15 protein-coding genes are annotated in these 18,514 nt (G+C 68.1%); 6 read left to right on the top strand and 9 right to left on the bottom strand.

Annotation, left to right across the window (positions count from 1 at the left end):
- Positions 1-29: 29 nt before the first annotated feature.
- From EOW65_RS00845 to EOW65_RS00830, 4 genes are all read right to left on the bottom strand, one after another.
- A complete protein-coding gene (locus EOW65_RS00845) occupies positions 30-605 on the bottom strand; it encodes a DUF924 family protein (protein WP_128147128.1) in 576 nt (191 codons plus the stop codon).
- Positions 606-807: 202 nt separating this feature from the next.
- Complete coding sequence (locus tag EOW65_RS00840; protein WP_128147127.1) at positions 808-2,070, bottom strand: MFS transporter; 1,263 nt, start codon at positions 2,068-2,070, stop codon at positions 808-810.
- A gap of 53 nt (positions 2,071-2,123) precedes the next feature.
- Positions 2,124-3,191 carry a tRNA preQ1(34) S-adenosylmethionine ribosyltransferase-isomerase QueA gene (gene queA / locus EOW65_RS00835; RefSeq protein WP_128147126.1) on the bottom strand — a complete coding sequence of 356 codons (1,068 nt, stop codon included), beginning with the start codon at positions 3,189-3,191 and terminating at the stop codon, positions 2,124-2,126.
- The gene (locus EOW65_RS00830; protein WP_128147125.1) at positions 3,188-6,571 is read right to left on the bottom strand and encodes an AsmA-like C-terminal region-containing protein; all 3,384 of its coding nucleotides are present in this window, start codon (positions 6,569-6,571) and stop codon (positions 3,188-3,190) included. The genes queA and EOW65_RS00830 overlap by 4 nt, the downstream gene beginning before the upstream one ends.
- Positions 6,572-6,652: 81 nt before the next feature.
- On the opposite strand from EOW65_RS00830, the gene EOW65_RS00825 reads away from it, so the two are divergent.
- From EOW65_RS00825 to EOW65_RS00815, 3 genes are all read left to right on the top strand, one after another.
- Complete coding sequence (locus tag EOW65_RS00825) at positions 6,653-7,129, top strand: peroxiredoxin (protein ID WP_128147124.1); 477 nt, start codon at positions 6,653-6,655, stop codon at positions 7,127-7,129.
- A gap of 199 nt (positions 7,130-7,328) precedes the next feature.
- Complete coding sequence (locus EOW65_RS00820; protein ID WP_128147123.1) at positions 7,329-8,648, top strand: M23 family metallopeptidase; 1,320 nt, start codon at positions 7,329-7,331, stop codon at positions 8,646-8,648.
- Positions 8,638-9,135, top strand: coding sequence for a bactofilin family protein (locus tag EOW65_RS00815; protein WP_128147122.1), 498 nt, complete (start codon positions 8,638-8,640; stop codon positions 9,133-9,135). Before EOW65_RS00820 ends, EOW65_RS00815 begins: the two co-directional genes overlap by 11 nt.
- 78 nt (positions 9,136-9,213) lie before the next feature.
- On the opposite strand, the gene EOW65_RS00810 is transcribed toward EOW65_RS00815, so the two are convergent.
- Positions 9,214-9,987, bottom strand: a complete 774-nt coding sequence (locus EOW65_RS00810) for a DUF2189 domain-containing protein (RefSeq protein ID WP_164879947.1) — start codon at positions 9,985-9,987, stop codon at positions 9,214-9,216.
- Between the two features lie 333 nt (positions 9,988-10,320).
- Here EOW65_RS00810 and EOW65_RS00805 point away from each other — a divergent pair, with 333 nt between their 5' ends.
- Positions 10,321-11,463, top strand: coding sequence for a Hint domain-containing protein (locus EOW65_RS00805; RefSeq protein ID WP_240664424.1), 1,143 nt, complete (start codon positions 10,321-10,323; stop codon positions 11,461-11,463).
- Between the two features lie 3 nt (positions 11,464-11,466).
- Here the strand turns inward: EOW65_RS00805 and EOW65_RS00800 are convergent, their stop codons facing one another.
- The 3 genes from EOW65_RS00800 to EOW65_RS00790 all read right to left on the bottom strand — a co-directional run bounded on the left by EOW65_RS00800 (position 11,467) and on the right by EOW65_RS00790 (position 15,811).
- Positions 11,467-12,030, bottom strand: coding sequence for a P-loop NTPase family protein (locus EOW65_RS00800; protein ID WP_128147121.1), 564 nt, complete (start codon positions 12,028-12,030; stop codon positions 11,467-11,469).
- Positions 12,031-12,034: 4 nt separating this feature from the next.
- Complete coding sequence (prfB, locus tag EOW65_RS00795; RefSeq protein ID WP_128147120.1) at positions 12,035-13,159, bottom strand: peptide chain release factor 2; 1,125 nt, start codon at positions 13,157-13,159, stop codon at positions 12,035-12,037.
- Positions 13,160-13,255: 96 nt separating this feature from the next.
- Complete coding sequence (locus EOW65_RS00790; RefSeq protein ID WP_128147119.1) at positions 13,256-15,811, bottom strand: penicillin-binding protein 1A; 2,556 nt, start codon at positions 15,809-15,811, stop codon at positions 13,256-13,258.
- 215 nt (positions 15,812-16,026) lie between these two features.
- Here EOW65_RS00790 and EOW65_RS00785 point away from each other — a divergent pair, with 215 nt between their 5' ends.
- Together EOW65_RS00785 and EOW65_RS00780 are read left to right on the top strand one after the other, a co-directional pair.
- A complete protein-coding gene (locus EOW65_RS00785; RefSeq protein WP_128147118.1) occupies positions 16,027-17,622 on the top strand; it encodes a peptide chain release factor 3 in 1,596 nt (531 codons plus the stop codon).
- Positions 17,619-18,083, top strand: a complete 465-nt coding sequence (locus EOW65_RS00780) for a DUF6869 domain-containing protein (protein ID WP_121531233.1) — start codon at positions 17,619-17,621, stop codon at positions 18,081-18,083. Before EOW65_RS00785 ends, EOW65_RS00780 begins: the two co-directional genes overlap by 4 nt.
- 2 nt (positions 18,084-18,085) lie before the next feature.
- Here the strand turns inward: EOW65_RS00780 and EOW65_RS00775 are convergent, their stop codons facing one another.
- Positions 18,086-18,511: an OsmC family peroxiredoxin gene (locus tag EOW65_RS00775; protein WP_128147117.1), complete on the bottom strand. Its 426-nt coding sequence runs from the start codon at positions 18,509-18,511 to the stop codon at positions 18,086-18,088.
- Positions 18,512-18,514 lie beyond the last annotated feature (3 nt).

Raw genomic sequence — 18,514 nt, 5'->3', positions numbered from 1 at the left:
AAGGGCTTCAACGATGGTTTTCGGCGGACTCAGGCCGCGGCGCGCGGCCCCTGCGCCTTCAACGCCCAGTCATAGCCGCCCGCCCAGAGGAAGGCCGCCTCCTCGTCGGAAGAGCGCCGCCCCGCCACCGCGTTGCGCCAGGGGAAGCGGCCGAAGCGGCGGATCACCAGATGCCGGGCGCGGGCGTCGTGGATCGCGCCCTCGGGCATGCGTTCTTCGAACAGCCGCACCCCCTGCTCCTGCGCGCGCAGGTCCTCGGCATGGATGAAGGGCATGTAGAAGAACTGCCGCATCGGCCCGGCGATCTGCGGGTCATGCCCGCTTTCGATGGCACGGCCGGCCACCTCGCGCGCGTGTTCATCGGTCAGCCAGCATTCGCGGTAGCCGCGGAACATCCGGCGCGGAAACTGGTCAAGGACAATGACAAGGGCCAGCGCCCCCTCGGCCGATTGCTCCCAGGGCGCAAGCGTTCCGATCATCGCCTTGCGCCAGAGCCTCTCGAACCGTTTTCGGATCTCGAGATCGAGGGCAGGATCGTGAGCAAACCAGCGTTCCGGCCCGACGACATCGCGCCAGAACGCGATCACGGGAGTGATCTGTTCCATGTCAGCAGCTTTCCAAGTCGAGAGAGTGTGGGGGCAATATGACACGGTTTCGTGATGAAACCATGATTTTCCCGGCGCACGACAGAGTGTCGCAGAACAAAGGCCGGACAGCTGCGGAAGCCGCGCCACCCGCGCCGGCTTTGCGGGCAGATGCCCGCCAGGCAAGCGCGATGTGCGGAAATTCAGGGCGTGGCAGCCGGGCTCAGTGCAGCTGCGGCGGGGGCGCGGAGGGCGACTCATCCTGCGCCGCCTCGAGCGCCTCGCCCACCGCCAGCGCCGTCGCCGCGGGCGAGATCACCGTGAAGGCGCCGGTATCTTCGGGCGCCATCGCCGGGCGCCGGGTCATCCGCCACAACGCATAGGCGGCGAGGAAGGCGGTCAGCAGGCTCAGGAACAGGAAGAAGCCGCCGGTGCCCACGGCCTCCATCAGCCAGCCGGTGACGGGCGGCCCCATCATCGCGCCGATGCCGTTGACGAAGAGCAGCCCGCCCGAGGCCGCGGCCATGTCGCTGTTGTCGAGATAGTCGTTGGTATAGGCGACCAGCAGCGAATAGAGCGGGTTCGCCACGCCGCCGATCACCGCGCCGAGCAGGGTCAGCAGCCAGAACCCCGGCGCCAGCAGGAACGCCGCCAGCATCGCGACCGAGCCCACGGCCGAGACAAAGAAGATCAGCCGGCGCCGATCCATCCGGTCCGAGATCCAGCCGATCGGATATTGCGCAATCAGCCCGCCGATATAGATGCTGGCGATGAAGATCGAGATCTGCGGCACCGAGAGCCCGGCCTGCGTGCCCCAGACCGAGGCCATGCCGAACACCGCCGAGAACACCCCGCCCATCACGAACATGCCGACCACGCCCAGCGGCGAGGCGGCGAAGAGCTTGCGGAAATTGAGCCGCTGCACCTCGGCGAAGGTCGGCGCCGGCGCCACCGAGAGCAGGATCGGGGTGAAGGCCAGCGACACCAGCACCGAGGGGATGACGAACAGCGTCCAGCCCGCCGGGTCGGCGGTGTTCATCAGGACCTGCCCGGCGACGATACCGATCATCTGCACGATCATGTAAGCCGACAGCGCCTGGCCGCGGGTCTCGTTCGTGCTCGAGGCGTTCAGCCAGCTTTCGGCGGTGATGTAGACGCCCGAGAAGCTGAAGCCGATCACCACGCGCAGCGCCGCCCAGGCAAGCCAGTGCGGCACCGCGGCGTAAAGGATCAGCACCGCGGAAATCAGCGAGCCGAGCGCGGCGAAGACCCGCACATGGCCGACCCGGCGGATCATCACCGGCGTCATCTGCGAGCCGAACAGGAAGCCCGCGAAATAGCCCGACATGACGACCGACATCTGATAGGTACCGATGCCCTCGATCGCGCCGCGCACGCCCAGAAGCGTGCCCTGCATGCCGTTGCCGACCATGAACAGAAGCACGCCCAGAAGCAGGGGCCAGGAGGTGCGCAGAACGGTCAGCATCGGGAACTCCGAATTCGGTGAAAGGCCAGATATAGGGCGGTCTCGCCCAAGGATCAGGCAGATTTACGACGTTCCGGTATCAGAAGCGACGCGTCGCCGTAAGAGAAGAAACGATAGCCCGATTTCACCGCGTGGTCATAGATGGCGCGGATGCGATCTTGCCCCATCAAGGCCGAAACCAGCATCAAGAGCGTCGACTTCGGCAGGTGGAAATTGGTCATCAGCGCATCGGTCACCCGGAAGCGATAGCCCGGATAGATGAAGATCTCGGTGGTGCCGCGGAACGGGCGCATCGTGCCGTCCTCGGCCGCCGCGCTCTCGATCAGGCGCAGCGCGGTGGTGCCGACCGGGATGATCCGCCCGCCCGCGGCGCGGGTGGCGTTGATCTCCTCGGCCGCCGCCGCGGTGACCTCGCCCCATTCCGCATGCATCTTGTGCGTCTCGACGTCCTCGACCTTGACCGGCAGGAAGGTGCCGGCGCCCACATGCAGCGTCACCTCGGTGAACGCGACGCCCTTCGCGTGGATCGCCTCGAGCAGTTCTCGGGTGAAATGCAGGCTCGCCGTCGGCGCGGCGACGGCGCCCGAGTGGCGGGCGAAGACGGTCTGGTAATCGGTCTTGTCGGCCTCGTCCGGCGCGCGCAGCGCGGCGATATAGGGCGGCAGCGGCATCGCCCCCGCCGCGGCCAGCGCCGCATCAAAATCGGGGCCCGTCAGGTTGAAGGCCAGCCGCAGCTGCGCCGCGCCGATCGCGCGCACCTCGGCCGAGAGCGCGTCGGAAAAGCGGATCGTCTCGCCCTCCTTCAGCTTGCGCAGCGGTTTCGCCAGCGCCGTCCACTCGCCCGAGGCCTGCGGCTCGAGCAGCGTGATCTCGACCTTTGCCGTCACTTCGCCCTGCCCGGTCATGCGGGTGCGGGTGCCGCTCAGCCGGGCTGGAATCACCTTGGTGTTGTTCAGCACCAGCCGATCGCCCGGGCGGAACAGATCGACCAGATCCGCCACATGCAGATCGCGAATCTCATCCCCCTCCGCCAGCAGCAGCTTCGCCGCCGTGCGCGGCCGCGCCGGGCGCGTCGCAATCAGCCCCTCGGGCAGATCGAAGTCGAAATCTTCAAGTTTCATTCTGTTACCATTGTCGGCGGGGCGCGGCGGAAGATCTCGCGGAACATGCCCGGCGTGAAGATCGACAGCGGGTTGATCACCACCCTCGGCGCCGCCGCCGTGCCCTTGAGCGTGTAAGTGAAGCCGAACAGCCCCTCGCCCGGACGAGACAGGATCTGCCCGATCGCGTTGATGAGATAGAACGGCGACACCACGCCTTCCATGTCGATCTGCCCCGTGCCCGGATAGAAATTGCCGGTCAGGGTCACCGCCATCGAGGCGCCCGTGGCCGCGCCCCTTGTGACGCTGACCCCCTGCGGGGTCAAGCGGAAGGCGGCCTCGACATCGTTGAACAGGATCCCCTCGCCATTGAGCTGTTCGAGCAGGCCGATGATCGAGGCGGCCGACAGCATCGAGGCAAGCGTCGGCGCGTCCTTCACCCGCAGGTTCGAGATCTTCACGTTGCCGTCGTAGCTCGCCTGCCCGATCGGCGAGAGGGTGAGGGACAGCGCGCCGCCCGCAGCCTTGCCGAAGATGCCCGAGGAAGCGAGTGCCGCCCCGGCGTCATCGCCCGAGATCCGCACCGCGGTGCGCCCGGTCTCGGACGGCCCGACAAGGCCCGATACCGGCGCGCCGCCGTTCACCTGCCCCTCGAAGGCACCCGCAAGGCCGTTGCGGGTGGTAAAGCTGCCGTCGAATCCAGTGAGCGCGATGGTGTCGGTGATCGTCAGCCGGTCGAGTTTCGCCTTGATCCGGTTGCCGCCGCCCGCGCCGCCCTGCGCGCCCTTACCAAAGCGCGCGCTGCGCAGGTCGAGCCGGCCCGAGGTGACAGTGACGTCGGGCGCCCGGCCCGCGCCGCGGCCGATCAGTTCGGCCCCGCCCGAGAACCAGCCGCCGACCGCAAGCTTCGAGAACCGCGCCCGCTCGAAGCCCGAAGCGTTCAACGTCAGGCCGCCCTCGGCGCTCAGCCCGGGAGCGGTGATCGCGATCTTCTCGACCGTGGGCGGCGTGCCGAGCGCGCCCGAAAGCGTCAGATCGCCCTTCGCCGGCGCGGCCTTCGACCAGCCGATCTCGGGGATCGCCAGGCTCAGGCCGCGCAGGTCGCTCTCGAAACTGTAGCGCGCCGGAGCGCCCTCGGTCAGCGCCAGTGCCATGCGCCCCCAGCCAGAGCCGGAGACCGCGCCTTTTGGCAGGGAAATGTTCAGGCTTTCAAGAGATTGCGGCGTGACGTTCACATAGCCATCGACGTTCGAAACGCCCTTGTGCTCGGGGCCGAACTGCTGCGACCAGCGCGCGTCGAACGGCACCGCATCGAAGAGGCCGCGCCCGGCGATCGCCATGCCGGCACGGTCGGCGCGCAGCGTCAGCACCGGCGCGGTCAGCACCCGGCCGGGCACCACGGTCTCCGAGCGCACGTCGGTCAGCCGCGCGAAGACGTCGAAATCGACGTCCTCGGGGGTGATTTTCGGCACCATGCGGAAGCGCAGATCGGTGCGCGCCTCGGCCCAGCCGGTGGCGATGTCGGTGCTCTTGCCGGCCTTGGTCAGAAACTCGAAGGGCGGCTGGTCAAGCAGTGACAGCGCCGCCGGGATCGGCGCGCGGGTAATCAGCGTCACCTCGGCGCGGGCGGGCTTCTCGCGGATGTCGGGCACCACCATCACCGAATCCGCCACCTCGATGCGGCCGCCCTGCGGCGCATCGACCGAGCCCTCCTCGACCATCAGCGCGTGCGAATTGTCGTGAATCGTGGCGAAGCCCCGGCCCTCGCGCACTGGCGGCAGGGTGCGCAGAATCGTCACCTCGGCACCGCGGAACTCGTAGCCGAGTTCCATCCGCGGTTCCTTGCCGGGATCGAGGCGCAGCGCGGACCGCACGTTGCGCAGCTCGCCGGTGGCGACGTTCTCCGCAAGCCAGCGCCGCGTCGGCTCGACCAGTGCCGGCGGCCAGAGCGCGAGCAGGTCGCCCTGGCTGATCCGCCCGACGCCCGCGTCAAAGGCGACATGCCAGCCCTCGGGGCCGGCCGAAATCCTGCCCCGCCCGGTGATCCGCCGCTCGCCCTCGACCAGCGAAAGCTGACCGATCTCAACGCGGAACGGAGCGAAGCGCAGGCGGATATCGACCGCGCCCTCGGAAATCCGCGCCGGTTTCTCGAAGATCCCCTCGGGGTCCGCCTCGAGGTCGCTGAGCGCCACCTGGATCAGCGCGCTGCGCGGCAATCCGTTTGCGAAGTCACGCAACAGCGTCTGGCCCGAGGCCTTGAAGCGCAGCGCCTTGCTGGCAAAGCTCGCCTCGCTGAAACGCACCTTCTGGCCGGCGGGTTCATAGCTCAGATGCACCTGCCCGCCCTCGAAGGGCACTGCGCGCAGGCCCTCGGCCGGGCTGATCGCACCGGCGCCGATCTTCAGCGTCGCATCGACCCGCTTCAGCGCGCCGCTTGCGTCGATGCCCGAGCGGAAGGTGCCCGAGATCGGCGCGTCGAGCAGGCCGAGCACCGCAAGCGCCGGCGATTGCATGGCCAGATCGGCGGCGGGCACATCGGTGACGGCGGCGCCGAACTCGGCCTCGGGGCCGGTCTTCGAGGTCGAGGCCGAGAGCGCCACCTGCGCCGGCAGCTCGCCACTCTCGCCGACATCGAAGGCGAGCGTGAGGCCGATCTTCTCGGCGTCCTGGCTCAGCTTGAAGCGGCCGTCCGACACCTGCCAGACCTTGCCGAGCCGCGCGTCGTCGAGCCGGATGCGCACACCGTCGGCGGTGATCTGCTCAAGCCGGGCAAGCGCGGGGGTGGCAAAGGCCGCCTCGATCGCAGTGGTCACCTCGCCGGCATTGGCGAACTGGATGCCCTGCACTCCGCCCGCCCCGCCGAGATCGAGGTCGATGCGCCCGTCGGGCAGCCGGCGCAGCGCCACCGTCGCGCCGCGGATCCGGAACGAGCGCGGCACGATCTTGCCGCGCAGCAGCGGCTCGACCCAGAGCGACATCCGCAGTTCCGGCAACACCGCAATCGGCAGCCCCGAGGGGCGGGCGATCTGCACCATCTTCAACCGCACCCGCGGCACGAAACCATCGTCGATGAAGACATCGGCGCCGCCGGTCAGCGCCACCTTGAGCCGTCCGGCAAGCATCGCGTTCGCCCGGCTCTCGGCCTGCGCGATCACCCAGCCCGGTGCCGCAAGCGGCAGATGGGAGAGCGCAAGGAAGGCGACGAGCGCGGCGACGGCCATGAGCGGCAGGCTGAGCAGCAGCCAGATGCCGAGGCGGCCGCGGCGCCCCGGCCGGCGGCGCAGAACCTCGGGCAGCGCCGCTTCGGCAGCACAGTCGTCGCCGGAAACCTTCTCGGCACCCCCCGCGCCCCCGGCCCTTGCGGTGCCGGGGCCTGCCCGCTCGTCGTCCTCGCTCGTCATGCCTGTTCGTCTGCCATCGGCGGTTTACATTCCGGTCTTGCGATCTAGACCTAGCATCGTCGCACAAGCAAGGAGATGCACATGATCGGCATCGGCGAAATCGCGCCGGACTTCACCCTGCCGCGCACGGGGAATGGCACCGGCGAAACCACACTCACCCTCTCGGCACTGCGCCCGCAGCCGGTGGTGCTCTACTTCTACCCGAAGGACGACACCCCCGGCTGCACCATCGAGGCGCTCGACTTCACCCGCCTCGCAGCCGAATTCGCGGCCGCAGGGGCGGTCGTCATCGGGATCTCGCGCGACACCCTTCCCAAGCATGAGAAGTTCTGCGCCAAGCACGGGCTCGGCATCCCGCTCGTCTCGGACGAGGACGGCGCAACCTGCGTGGCCTACGGCACCTGGGTCGAGAAGACGATGTACGGCCGCACCTCGATGGGGATCCAGCGCGCCACCTTCCTGATCGACGGCAGCGGCACGGTGGCACAGGTCTGGCCGAAGGTCGCGGTCAAGGGCCATGCCGAGGCCGTTCTCGCAGCCGTGAAGGCGCTCGGCTGAAAGCGGCCGGACAGAATCGGCGGGATCTTGCGCATCAGGGGGGAATTCGGCGCTCCCCCGTGGAACCGGGGGCGAAAGCGGTTGCGCCGCAGCGCCCCCGGTTGCTAAGCCGGGCCGTCCGATGCGGGGCGCCTGAGGGCGTCGCCCCGGACCCCCGGGGCCCGGCCCCGTTCTGATGACCACTTCACAGGACCCAAGCGTGCCCAAACGCCTCATTGCCCGCGTGAATTCGAGCCTCGGACGGTTCCTTCCCGAACAGCGGCTCTTCATGAAATCCGACAGCGCCACCCGCTTCGTGCGGCTGCGCCCGATCACCCAGGCCTGGGTGCTGGCCGCAGCGGGGGCGTTCTTCCTCTGGGCGGTGGTGGCAACCTCGCTGCTGTTCATCGCCGGCATCTCCTCGGGCTCGACGCGCGAGCAGGCGGCGATCGCCCAGGCCGCCTTCGAGCAACGCCTCGTCACCCTCGCCAAGGAGCGCGACAGCCGCGCCAGCGAGGCCGTGGCGGCGCAGGAGCGCTTCCAGCTCGCGCTCGCCCAGGTATCGCAGATGCAGTCGCAGCTGCTCGCCTCGGAAGAGCGCCGGCGCGAGCTCGAAACCGGGATCGACGTGATCCAGGGCACGCTGCGCCGCACCATGACCGAGCGTGACACCGCCCGCGCCGCCTTGGCGAAAACCCAGGGCACCGAAGCCGGCAAGGCGAATTCGCTGAGCGCGCGCGCCGATGACATGGCAAGCACCGTCGACATGCTCTCGAGCGTGCTGAACAGCACCGCCGCCGAGCGCGACGCCGCAGCCCGCGATGCCGAGGATGCCCGCGTCGAGACCGACCGGATCGCGCTGGAAAAGCGCCTGCTCGAGGAACGCAACGACGAGATCTTCACCACCCTCGAGGGCGCGGTGAAAGTGTCGATGACGCCGCTCGACCGGATGTTCAAGAACGCCGGCATGAACCCCGACTCGATCCTGAGCCAGATCCGCAAGGGCTATTCCGGCACTGGCGGGCCGCTGATGCCGATCTCCTATTCGACCAAGGGCGAAGACCCGGCGATCGCCCGCGACGCGGCCCGCGCGAACGGCATCCTCGAACGGCTCGACGAGATGAACATGTACCGCATCGCCGTCGACAAGCTGCCCTTCGCGATTCCGATCTACGGCGGCTATCGTTTCACCTCGCCCTTCGGCTATCGCTGGGGCCGACTGCATGCCGGCATCGACCTCGCCGGCCCGGTCGGCATGCAGGTCCACGTCCCGGCCGACGGCATCGTCACCGCCGCCGAATGGGAGAACGGCTATGGCAATGTGGTGAAGGTCCGGCACGAGTTCGGCGTCTCCACGGTCTATGGCCACCTGTCCAGAATCCGCGTGAGGGCCGGGCAAAAAGTGTCGCGCGGAGACGTGATTGGTGATAGTGGCAATACCGGACGGTCCACCGGACCGCATCTGCACTATGAAATCCGGGTGGGGGGCAACCCCATCAACCCGATGACCTTCATCAAGGCGGCGAAAGATGTTTTCTAAGAGCAAAATCCATGATCCGGGCCCGAAGGCCACTCCGGAAGCCGACAAGCCGAAGGCCGAGACCCCGGCGCCCCGCCCGGCGGGTGACCTTGCGCCGGGCACGCCGCGGGCGAAACCGCCGGCCTCGGTGCTGTCCTCGGATCTGACCATTGTCGGTAACATCAAGACCACCGGCGACGTCCAGGTCGAGGGCGTGGTCGAGGGCGACATCCGCGCCCATCTGCTGACCGTGGGCGAAACCGCCACCATCCGCGGCGAGATCGTCGCCGACGACATCGTGGTCAACGGCCGCGTCGTCGGCCGCGTGCGCGGTCTCAAGGTGCGCCTGACCTCGACCGCCCGGGTCGAGGGCGACATCATCCACAAGACCATCGCGATCGAAAGCGGGGCGCATTTCGAGGGCTCGGTGCAGCGTCAGGAAGATCCGCTGCAGGGCGCGCAGGCGCCGAAGCTCGCGCCGCCGGACCCCGCTGCGCCGAAGGCCTGAGGCCACGACGCAGGCAAAGATCTCGGGCGGCCTTCGGGCCGCCCTTTTTCATTCCTGCCGGCGGCCCCGCGTCGTGCCTTACGCGGTCAGGGCGCGGTACATGTGCCAGCTCGCGTGGCCAAGCACCGGCAGCGCGACGAACAGGCCAAGGAACAGCGGCACCATGCCGAGGAACAGCAGCCCTGCGATGACCGCCGCCCAGGCCGCCATCGCGCCGGGATTGGTCAGCACCGCCTGCACCGAGGCGATGATCGCAGTGATGAAATCCACCTCGCGCTCGAGCAGCAGCGGCAGGCCGACGACGGTGAAGCTGAACAGCAACGCGGCGAAGATCGCCCCGATCACGCCCCCGGTCAGCAACATCGCCGGACCATTGCCGGTCAGCAGCACCTCGGGCGAGGAGGAGACATTGGTCAGCGCGCTTGTCCCCAGGAAGAGGGCGAAGGTCGTGTGCGCGACGAAGACCCAGAACATGAACATCAGCAGGATCACCATCGCCATCGACGGCAACTGCCGGTCCTTCTGCGCGAAGACGACGCCCAGCACCGCCGGCCAATAGAGCGGCTCGCCCGCCTCGAGCCGGCGACTGACCTCGTAAAGCCCGATCGCCGCGAAAGGGGCGAGCAGCGGAAAGCCGAGAATGAAGGGCACGAGCCACCATTCCTCGCCGCGCGCCGCAAAGACCTGCCACAGCACGACGCCGCCGAGCACATAGACCGCCGAGAAGAACAGCCCGAAGGCCGGCGCGCGGCGGAAATCGCGCCAGCCCGCCCGCAGCGCCTCGGGGATCGCCGACAGCGGCATTTCCTTCACCTCGGGCAGTTCCGACGGTCCGTCCATCACTTCCACCATGCAACCCTCCCTGAATGCCAGCGGACGGGCCCCTCCCCGGGCCCTCGCCTTCAGGATGCGGCCGGCGGGCGTTTCCGGCAAGGAAATCCCTCGCGGCAGCGCGGCGCGGATGGATGCGGCATTGCGGCGCCAATGCATGGCCGCTATGCCCCCCGGCTTTCCCCCTTGTGCGCCCCCCTCCGGCGCGTAGAACGGCCACGCAAAATACCCCACGCCGGATCCGGCGCGCGGGCCGACTTGCGAAAACGAGTGCGCGGCAGAGCCCCGGCAAAGGGGCCAGATCCGCAGTGACCGGCGCCGCACAGGCCCGGACAGGTAATGATTATGACGGACATGACGTATACGGACCCGATCTATCTGACCGGTGATATGCTGGCTTCGGTTTCCGGCCAGCCGACGAACCAGGGCAATCCGGGAGATGCCAATTTCGGCATGGTGGTGCCGAAGGCGCAGGCGCTTGGCGGTTCGGATACGCTCTACCGGCTGGTCTGGACTGGCAACAGGAACACCACGGCGACCGAATTCGGCAATGGCCAGTTCTGGCAGCTGCAGGCCTACACCCCCTCGGGCGACAATGACGGCGACCCGACGGTGGGGGGCGCCGGCTGGGCCCCGGTGAACGGCTACAGTTCCCTGACGCCGAAACACGATCTGGTCGGCGGGCTTGGCGACGGCGATGATTACATCGTCTTCGAGGGCAACAAGGGCTATCTGCTGCTCGACATCAATGGCGGCCTGCCGTCGCAGCCGACAGACCTGACCTACCTCGCCAGTGAGGAGAACGGCGATCCGACGCTTGGCGACAATGACGGCCATCTCGACTTCTACGACGCCTATCACGCGATCAGTGCGACCTGCTTCTGTGCCGGCACGCTGATCGAGACCGCCACCGGCCCGCGCCCGATCGAGACGCTGCAGGCGGGCGATCTGGTGCGCACCCTCGACCACGGGCTGCAGCCGCTGCGCTGGATCGGCGCGCGCGTGCTTGACGCCGCCGCGCTTGCCGTCGCGCCACAGCTGCGCCCGGTGCGGATCGCGGCCGGCGCGCTCGGCCCCGGCGTGCCGGCCCGCGACCTGCTCGTCTCGCCACAGCACCGCGTGCTGATGCGCTCGCGCATTGCCGAGCGGGTCAGCGGCGCGCGCGAGGTGCTGGTCGCCGCAAAACACCTTGTCGGCGTACCCGGCATCGCAGTGATCGAGACGGCCGAGCCGGTGCAGTATCTGCACCTGCTTTTCGACCGGCATGAGGTGGTCTTTGCGAATGGGGCCGAGGCAGAGTCGCTTTACACTGGTACGCAGGCGCTGCGCAGCCTGACGCGCGCGGCGCGCGCCGAGGTGCTGGCAATCTTCCCCGAGCTGCGCACGGGCCGGCCCGTGGCCCCGGCCGCGCGGACGCTCACCGACGGGCGCACCGGGCGCAAGCTGAGCGCGCGGCACGCGAAGACCGGCAAGCCCCTGGTGATGATGGCGGGCTGAGCCTCAGGCGAGGTTCAGCGCCCGCAGGCGCTGCCAGCATGCCGCCACAAGCTCGGACACCGGCTTCGCCCCCGAAAGCTCCAGCACCGGCTCGGACCGGCCCGCCAGCCAGTCACGGTGCCGGGTCAGCGAGCGGCCAGAGAAATAGGGCTCGTCATAGGAGGCGGCCCATTTCAGGAATTCGGTGTGGTTGTGGTGCATGTCGCCGCCGGGCTTCACCCGGGCGCCGAATTTCTCGGCCTCGCGCCGGCGGATGCGGGCGAGGCGCAGCGGCGTCGGCGTGACGAGGAAGACGATCAGGTCGGCGCCATCGATCACCAGCTCGCCCCAGCCGTCCGCCGCGCCCGACAGCACCCAGCCCCCGTCCGCCCCCTCGCCCAGCTGCGCCGCGGCGATCAGCGCGACGCGCTCCTCGACCGGGCGCCGGACGGTATAGGGCGGGTCGGTCGGCGCCCAGAAGAAGGCATCGGTGTCGAGATGCGGCACGCCGAGGCGGTCGGCCAGGACCCGCCCGAGGGACGAGGTCCCAGACCCTGCGGCGCCGGTGATATAGACCCGCGCCGCCATCGCCTCAGTCCGCCTGTGCGTCGGCGCGGGACTTGCCCTCGACGCCAAGCGCCAGTGTCGCGGCCATGAACCCGTCGAGGTCGCCGTCGAGAACCCCTTGCGTGTCCGACGTCTCGTAGCCGGTGCGCAGGTCCTTCACCATCTGGTAGGGCTGCAGCACATAGGAGCGGATCTGGTTGCCCCAGCCGGCATCGCCCTTCGCCTCGTGCTGGGCGTTGATCGCGGCGTTGCGCTTGTCGAGCTCCATCTGATAGAGCCGCGCCTTCAGCGCGTTCATCGCCGCCTCGCGGTTCTGGTGCTGCGACTTCATCGACGAGGTGGTGACGATACCGGTCGGAAGGTGGGTGATGCGCACCGCCGAGTCGGTGGTGTTCACGTGCTGCCCGCCGGCGCCGGTCGAGCGGTAGGTGTCGATGCGGATGTCGTTCGGGTTCACCACGATGTCGATGTTGTCATCGACCACCGGATAGACCCAGACCGAGCTGAACGAGGTGTGCCGGCGCGCCGCCGAGTCATAGGGCGAGATCCGCACCAGACGGTGCACGCCCGATTCCGACTTCAGCCAGCCATAGGCGTTCTTGCCCGAGATCTTGTAGGCGACCGAGCGGATCCCCGCCTCGTCACCCGCGGTTTCCGAGATCAGCTCGACCGTATAGCCCTTCTTCTCGGCCCAGCGGGTGTACATGCGCGCCAGCATCGAGGCCCAGTCACAGCTTTCCGTGCCGCCCGCACCCGCGTTGATTTCGAGGAAGGTGTCGTTACCGTCCGCCTCGCCGTCGAGCAGCGCCTCGAGCTCCTTGGCATCGGCGAAGGCCTTCAGCTCGCGCAGCGATTTCTCGGCCTCGGTGACGATATCAGGATCGTCCTCCATCTCGCCCAGCTCGATCAGCTCGACGTTGTCGGTCAGCTCGCGCTCGATGCGCTTGTAGGTTTCCATCTGGTCCATCAGCACCTGACGCTCACGCATCAGCTTCTGCGCGCGCGCCGGGTCGGACCACAGGTCGCCATCCTCGATCATCGCGTTGAATTCCTCGAGCCGGTGCGGCGCGGTCTCGAGGTCCATCCGCTGGCCCAGAAGTTTCAGCGATTTGCGGATTGCGTCCACGATGTTCTGCGTCTCGGCGCGCATCGGTCCTGTCCTTCCTGTCTTGTCGTCGCGGTGATACAGGCAAGGCGACGCCCGGGCAAGCACCCGGGCGCCGAAATGCCTGCTTGTGCAGGGGTCTCAGTACAGACCGCCCGAGCTCACGGTGCCGAAATCGGCCTTCTTCGGGATCACCCTGGTCTGGCCGGTCGAGGTGGTGACCGAGCGGTCGCCCTCGTCGGTCTCCCCCTGGGCGAAGAGCGGCAGGTTCTGCCCCATGGCAAAGCCGCCGTCGACGATCGCACCGATGCCGCTCATGCCCTGGCCCTCGCGCAGGTATTCGGCCTGCACGAAATCGCCCGTTGCATCGTCGGCCAGACGCTCGCCGGTGAAGCGGTTGAACTTCGCCCAGTAGCCGCCCGGGGGCACCTTGAAGGCGCTGCCGCCATAGACCTTGACCGCCGCCTGCATGAACTCGTTGAACACCGGCACGCAAAGCGTGCCGCCATAGGCGCCGGGGCCGAGCGTGCGCGGCTGGTCATAGCCCATGTAGCACGAAGCCACGATGTTCGAGGTGAAGCCGGTGAACCACACGTCCTTGGCGTCATTGGTGGTGCCGGTCTTGCCCGCCACCGGCACCGGCAGGTTCACCCCGTGCCCCGAGCCGCGCTGCACCACGCCCTGCATCATCGAGATCATCTGATAGGCGGTGACCGGGTCGATCACCCGCTCGCGGCTCGACACGATCCGCGGGCCAAGCCCCATCGCGATGTTGCGCGTCTTGCAATCCTCGCAGCTGCGCTGGTCGTGGCGATAGATCGTCCGCCCCCAGCGGTCCTGCACGCGGTCGACGAGCGTCGGCTCGACCCGCTCGCCGCCATTGGCGAACATCGCATAGGCCGAGATCAGCTGATACATCGTCGTTTCCTGCGCGCCGAGGGCGTTCGCGAGGAAATGGCTCATCGGATTGTAGACGCCGAATTTCTCGGCATATTGCGCCACCGTGTCCATGCCGATGGTCTGCGCGATGCGGACCGTCATCAGGTTGCGCGACTGCTCGAGCCCGGTGCGCATCGGCGTCGGGCCGTAATACTTGTTCGAGGCGTTCTTCGGCCGCCACAGGCCCTGCGGCGTGTTCACCTCGATCGGCGCGTCGACCACGATAGTCTCGGGCGAGAAGCCCCAGTCGAGGGCGGCGGCATAGACGAAGGGCTTGAAGTTCGAACCGGGCTGGCGCTGTGCCTGGGTCGCGCGGTTGAACACCGAGGACTGATAGGAGAAACCGCCCTGCATCGCGATGACGCGGCCGGTGTTCACGTCCATCGCCATGAACGAGCCCTCGACGCGCGGCACCTGGCGCAGCGACCAGCGCTTGAAGCTGCCGGCGTCGTCGTCGAGCGCGCGCACCAGAACGACATCGCCGGTCTCGACCAGATCGGCCGCCCGCTTCGCCCGGGCGGTAAGCTTGCCGTCCCGCTTCAGCTTGCGCGCCCAGGTCGCATCCTCGTTCGGGATCCAGTGGCCGTCGCCGTCTTCCTCGATCCCCTCGATGCCGATCCGCGCCCCCTTGTCGGTGGTCTCAAGCACCACCGCGGCATGCCAGCCCTCGATGTCGCGCGGCGCCTTGTCGGTCGGCACCGCGGCCAGCGCCGCGCGCCAGCTGCGCTCGTCGCCGAGCTGGTCGGCCGCGATCGTCGCGCCGGTGCCGCGCCAGATGCCGAGGCTGCGGTCGTATTTCTCCAGCGCATGCTGCAGCGCCTTCGCCGCCTGGCGCTGCATGTCGGGGTCGATGGTGGCGCGGATCGTCAGGCCGCCGCCGAAGAATTCCTCCTGACCGAAGGTCTTCGACAGCTGCCGGCGAATCTCGTCGGTGAAATAGTCGCGCGGCGGCAGCGCATCGCGGAACGGCGGGTAATCGCCGTTCTGCACCGTCTTCAGCGGCTTCGCCTGCTCGGCCTCCATCGTCGCCTGATCGATGTGGCCATCCTCATAGAGGCGGCGCAGCACGTAGTTGCGGCGCAGCCGCGCATCCTCGTAGTTGCGTACCGGATGCAGCTCGGCCGGCTTCTTCGGCAGCGCGGCCAGATAGGACGCCTCGCCGACGGTCAGCGCGCTCAGCGGCTTGTTGAAATAGGTCTGCGCCGCGGCCGCGACGCCATAGGAGTTCTGCCCGAGGTAGATCTCGTTCAGGTAAAGCTCGAGGATCCGGTCCTTCGACAGCGCCTGTTCCACGCGCGAGGCGAGAATCAGCTCCTTGATCTTGCGCTCGATCGAGCGCGAGCCGTCGAGCAGGAAGTTCTTCATCACCTGCTGGGTGATCGTCGAGGCGCCGCGCACATCCTTGCCGCCCGAGCGCACCGCCGTCACCATCGCCGCCAGCATGCCGCGGGTGTCATAGCCCTTGTGGGTGTAGAAGTTCTTGTCCTCGGCCGAGATGAAGGCATCCTTGACAATGGCCGGCATGTCGTTGATCGGCACGAAGATGCGCCGTTCCTCGGCGAATTCGTCGATCAGCTGCCCCTCGCCCGAATAGATCCGCGAGATCGTCTTCGGCGTGTATTGCGCCAGCTGCTCATAGCTCGGCAGGTTGCGCGAATACATCCAGAAGATCGCCCCGATCGTCAGCGCCGCGAAGACCAGCGCGGTGACGATCCACGAGAAGATCCCCCCGAAGAAGGACAGAATGAAACGGATCAACGGTCACCCCCATGGGGCAGTCCGCCCCCGATTGGCTGCCCCTATAGCGTGGGGGCGCGCGAGGGTCAAAACAACTTGATGTCACGCGATCGGGAACGTGGCGCCGCTCCGCCGCCCCGCGGCGGGCCGCGAAACGCCCGTTTTTGCCCGGTGCTCCGGCCCCACCCACGCTTGCCCCGCTTGCTCCGTGTGCGCGCCCGCGCTATGAGCGCGCCATGACAAACCGCGCTCCTCTCCCCGCCGAAATCGCCCGCCGCCGGACCTTCGCGATCATCGCGCACCCGGACGCCGGCAAGACCACGCTGACCGAAAAATTCCTGCTGTTCGGGGGCGCCATCCAGATGGCCGGCCAGGTGCGCGCGAAGGGCGAGGCGCGGCGCACGCGCTCGGACTTCATGAAGCTCGAACAGGACCGCGGCATCTCAGTCTCGGCCTCGGCGATGAGCTTCGACTTCAAGCAGTTCCGCTTCAACCTCGTCGACACCCCCGGCCACTCGGACTTCTCCGAGGACACCTATCGCACGCTGACTGCGGTCGACACCGCGGTGATGGTGATCGACGGCGCGAAGGGCGTGGAAAGCCAGACCCGCAAGCTCTTCGAGGTCTGCCGTCTGCGCGACCTGCCGATCGTGACCTTCTGCAACAAGATGGACCGCGAGGCGCGCGACACCTTCGAGATCATCGACGAGATTCAGGAGAACCTGGCGATCGACGTGGCGCCGGCGTCCTGGCCCATTGGTCAGGGCCGCGATTTCCTCGGCTGCTATGACCTGCTGCACGACCGGCTGGAACTGATGGACCGCGCCGACCGCAACCGCGTCGCCGAAAGCCTGAAGATCGAGGGGCTCGACGATCCGAAGCTGGCCGAGCACCTGCCAGCCGACCTGCTCGCCAAGCTGCGCGAGGAGATCGAGATGGCACGCGAGCTGCTTCCGGCCTTCGACCGCGCCCGTTTCCTCGAAGGCACGATGACGCCGATCTGGTTCGGCTCGGCGATCAACTCCTTCGGCGTGAAGGAGCTGATGGACGGCATCGGCGAATACGGCCCCGAGCCGGAACCGCAGAAGGCCGCCGAGCGGATGGTGATGCCCGAGGAAAAGCCGGTCACCGGCTTCGTCTTCAAGGTGCAGGCGAACATGGACCCGAAGCACCGCGACCGCGTCGCCTTCGTCCGCCTCGCCTCGGGCCATTTCGAACGCGGCATGAAACTGCTGCACGTGCGCACGAAGAAACCGATGGCGGTCAGCAGCCCGGTGCTGTTCCTGGCCGCCGACCGCGAGCTTGCCGAGGAGGCCTGGGCGGGCGACATCATCGGCATCCCGAACCACGGCCAGCTGCGCATCGGCGATGCGCTGACCGAGGGCGAGGTGCTGCATTTCACCGGCATCCCCTCCTTCGCGCCGGAACTGCTGCAATCGGTGCGCTCGACCGACCCGATGAAGGCCAAGCACCTCGAGAAGGCGCTGATGCAATTCGCCGAGGAAGGCGCTGCGAAGGTGTTCAAGCCCTCGATCGGCTCGGGCTTCATCGTCGGCGTCGTCGGCGCGCTGCAGTTCGACGTGCTGGCGAGCCGGATCGAGATCGAATACGGCATCCCGGTGCGCTTCGAGCCCTCGCAATTCACCTCGGCCCGCTGGGTGCAGGGGCCGAAGGACGCGGTCGAGAAGCTGGTCAACGCCAACAAGCAGCACATCTCGATCGACCATGACGGCGACGTGGTGTTCCTGACCCGGCTGCAATGGGACATCGACCGGGTGCTGCGCGACTATCCCGAGGTGAAGCTCTCGGCGACGAAGGAGATGATGGCGTGACGCCCCTGCCGCCCGATCTGACCACCCGCCTCGCCGAAGCCGCGAATGCCCCGGAAGGGTTGCACAGCGTCGAGGCGCTGGCCGATCTGTGGCTCGCCGATCACCGCGAGGACCGCGGCGACCCGGACGAGATGGCCTGGTCGGATCTGTGCGTGTTCGAGCTCGACGCCCATCCCGAGGAACTGTTCGCCTTCTGCCTGCGGGCGATCCGCAAGGCCGAGAACCCGTGGCAGGTCGGGCTGATCGCCGCCGGCCCGCTCGAGGAGCTGATCGCCAGCCACGGCGCCGCGATCATCGACCGGCTCGAGGAGGCCGCGCGCCGCTCGGCCCGGATCCGCTTTGCGCTGACCGGGATCTGGCAGGGCGAGACCGCGCCCGAGGTCTGGGCGCGGATCGAGGCGGCCCGCATCGGCGCGATGGAGACGGGCTTCGACGCGGGCGGCCCGCTGCCGCCCGCCTGATCTCATCCGACGATCTCGAGCTCCATCCCCACCTCGCAGGCGAGCACCTTCGAGACCGGGCAGCCCGCCTTCGCGGCCTCGGCCGCCGCACGGATCACCTCGGGCGCGCCCGTGCCCGAGACCCGCACCGTCAGCATCGAGGCGATGATCGCAAACCCCGCCTCCTGCTTTTCCATCTTCACCGTGGCGACGGTGTCGATCACCACATCGCCCACCCCGGCGGCAGCGAGCCCGCCCGAGAGCGCCATCGAGAAGCAGGCGGCATGGGCCGCGGCGATCAGCTCCTCGGGGTTGGTGCCGGGCCGCCCCTCGAACCGCGCGGCAAAGCCATAGGGCTGCGCCGCAAGCGCCCCCGACTGCGTCGAGATGCTGCCGCTGCCTTCGCGGATCGAACCTTCCCAATGTGCGGAACCGGTCTTCAGGATCATCTG

The sequence above is a fragment of the Paenirhodobacter ferrireducens genome, assembly GCF_004022265.1.
GTDB lineage: Bacteria > Pseudomonadota > Alphaproteobacteria > Rhodobacterales > Rhodobacteraceae > Rhodobacter > Rhodobacter ferrireducens.
The sequence above is the reverse complement of the archived record's forward strand: the minus strand, read 5'-3'. Positions and strand labels throughout refer to the sequence as shown.

Coding starts and splice junctions, on each gene's coding strand:
- EOW65_RS00845 (WP_128147128.1), bottom strand. CDS start 605: ATGGAACAGATCACTCCCGTGATCGCGTTCTGGCGCGATGTCGTCGGG.
- EOW65_RS00840 (WP_128147127.1), bottom strand. CDS start 2,070: ATGCTGACCGTTCTGCGCACCTCCTGGCCCCTGCTTCTGGGCGTGCTT.
- queA (WP_128147126.1), bottom strand. CDS start 3,191: ATGAAACTTGAAGATTTCGACTTCGATCTGCCCGAGGGGCTGATTGCG.
- EOW65_RS00830 (WP_128147125.1), bottom strand. CDS start 6,571: ATGACGAGCGAGGACGACGAGCGGGCAGGCCCCGGCACCGCAAGGGCC.
- EOW65_RS00825 (WP_128147124.1), top strand. CDS start 6,653: ATGATCGGCATCGGCGAAATCGCGCCGGACTTCACCCTGCCGCGCACG.
- EOW65_RS00815 (WP_128147122.1), top strand. CDS start 8,638: ATGTTTTCTAAGAGCAAAATCCATGATCCGGGCCCGAAGGCCACTCCG.
- EOW65_RS00810 (WP_164879947.1), bottom strand. CDS start 9,987: ATGGTGGAAGTGATGGACGGACCGTCGGAACTGCCCGAGGTGAAGGAA.
- EOW65_RS00805 (WP_240664424.1), top strand. CDS start 10,321: ATGACGTATACGGACCCGATCTATCTGACCGGTGATATGCTGGCTTCG.
- EOW65_RS00800 (WP_128147121.1), bottom strand. CDS start 12,030: ATGGCGGCGCGGGTCTATATCACCGGCGCCGCAGGGTCTGGGACCTCG.
- prfB (WP_128147120.1), bottom strand. CDS start 13,159: ATGCGCGCCGAGACGCAGAACATCGTGGACGCAATCCGCAAATCGCTG.
- EOW65_RS00785 (WP_128147118.1), top strand. CDS start 16,027: ATGACAAACCGCGCTCCTCTCCCCGCCGAAATCGCCCGCCGCCGGACC.
- EOW65_RS00775 (WP_128147117.1), bottom strand. CDS start 18,511: ATGATCCTGAAGACCGGTTCCGCACATTGGGAAGGTTCGATCCGCGAA.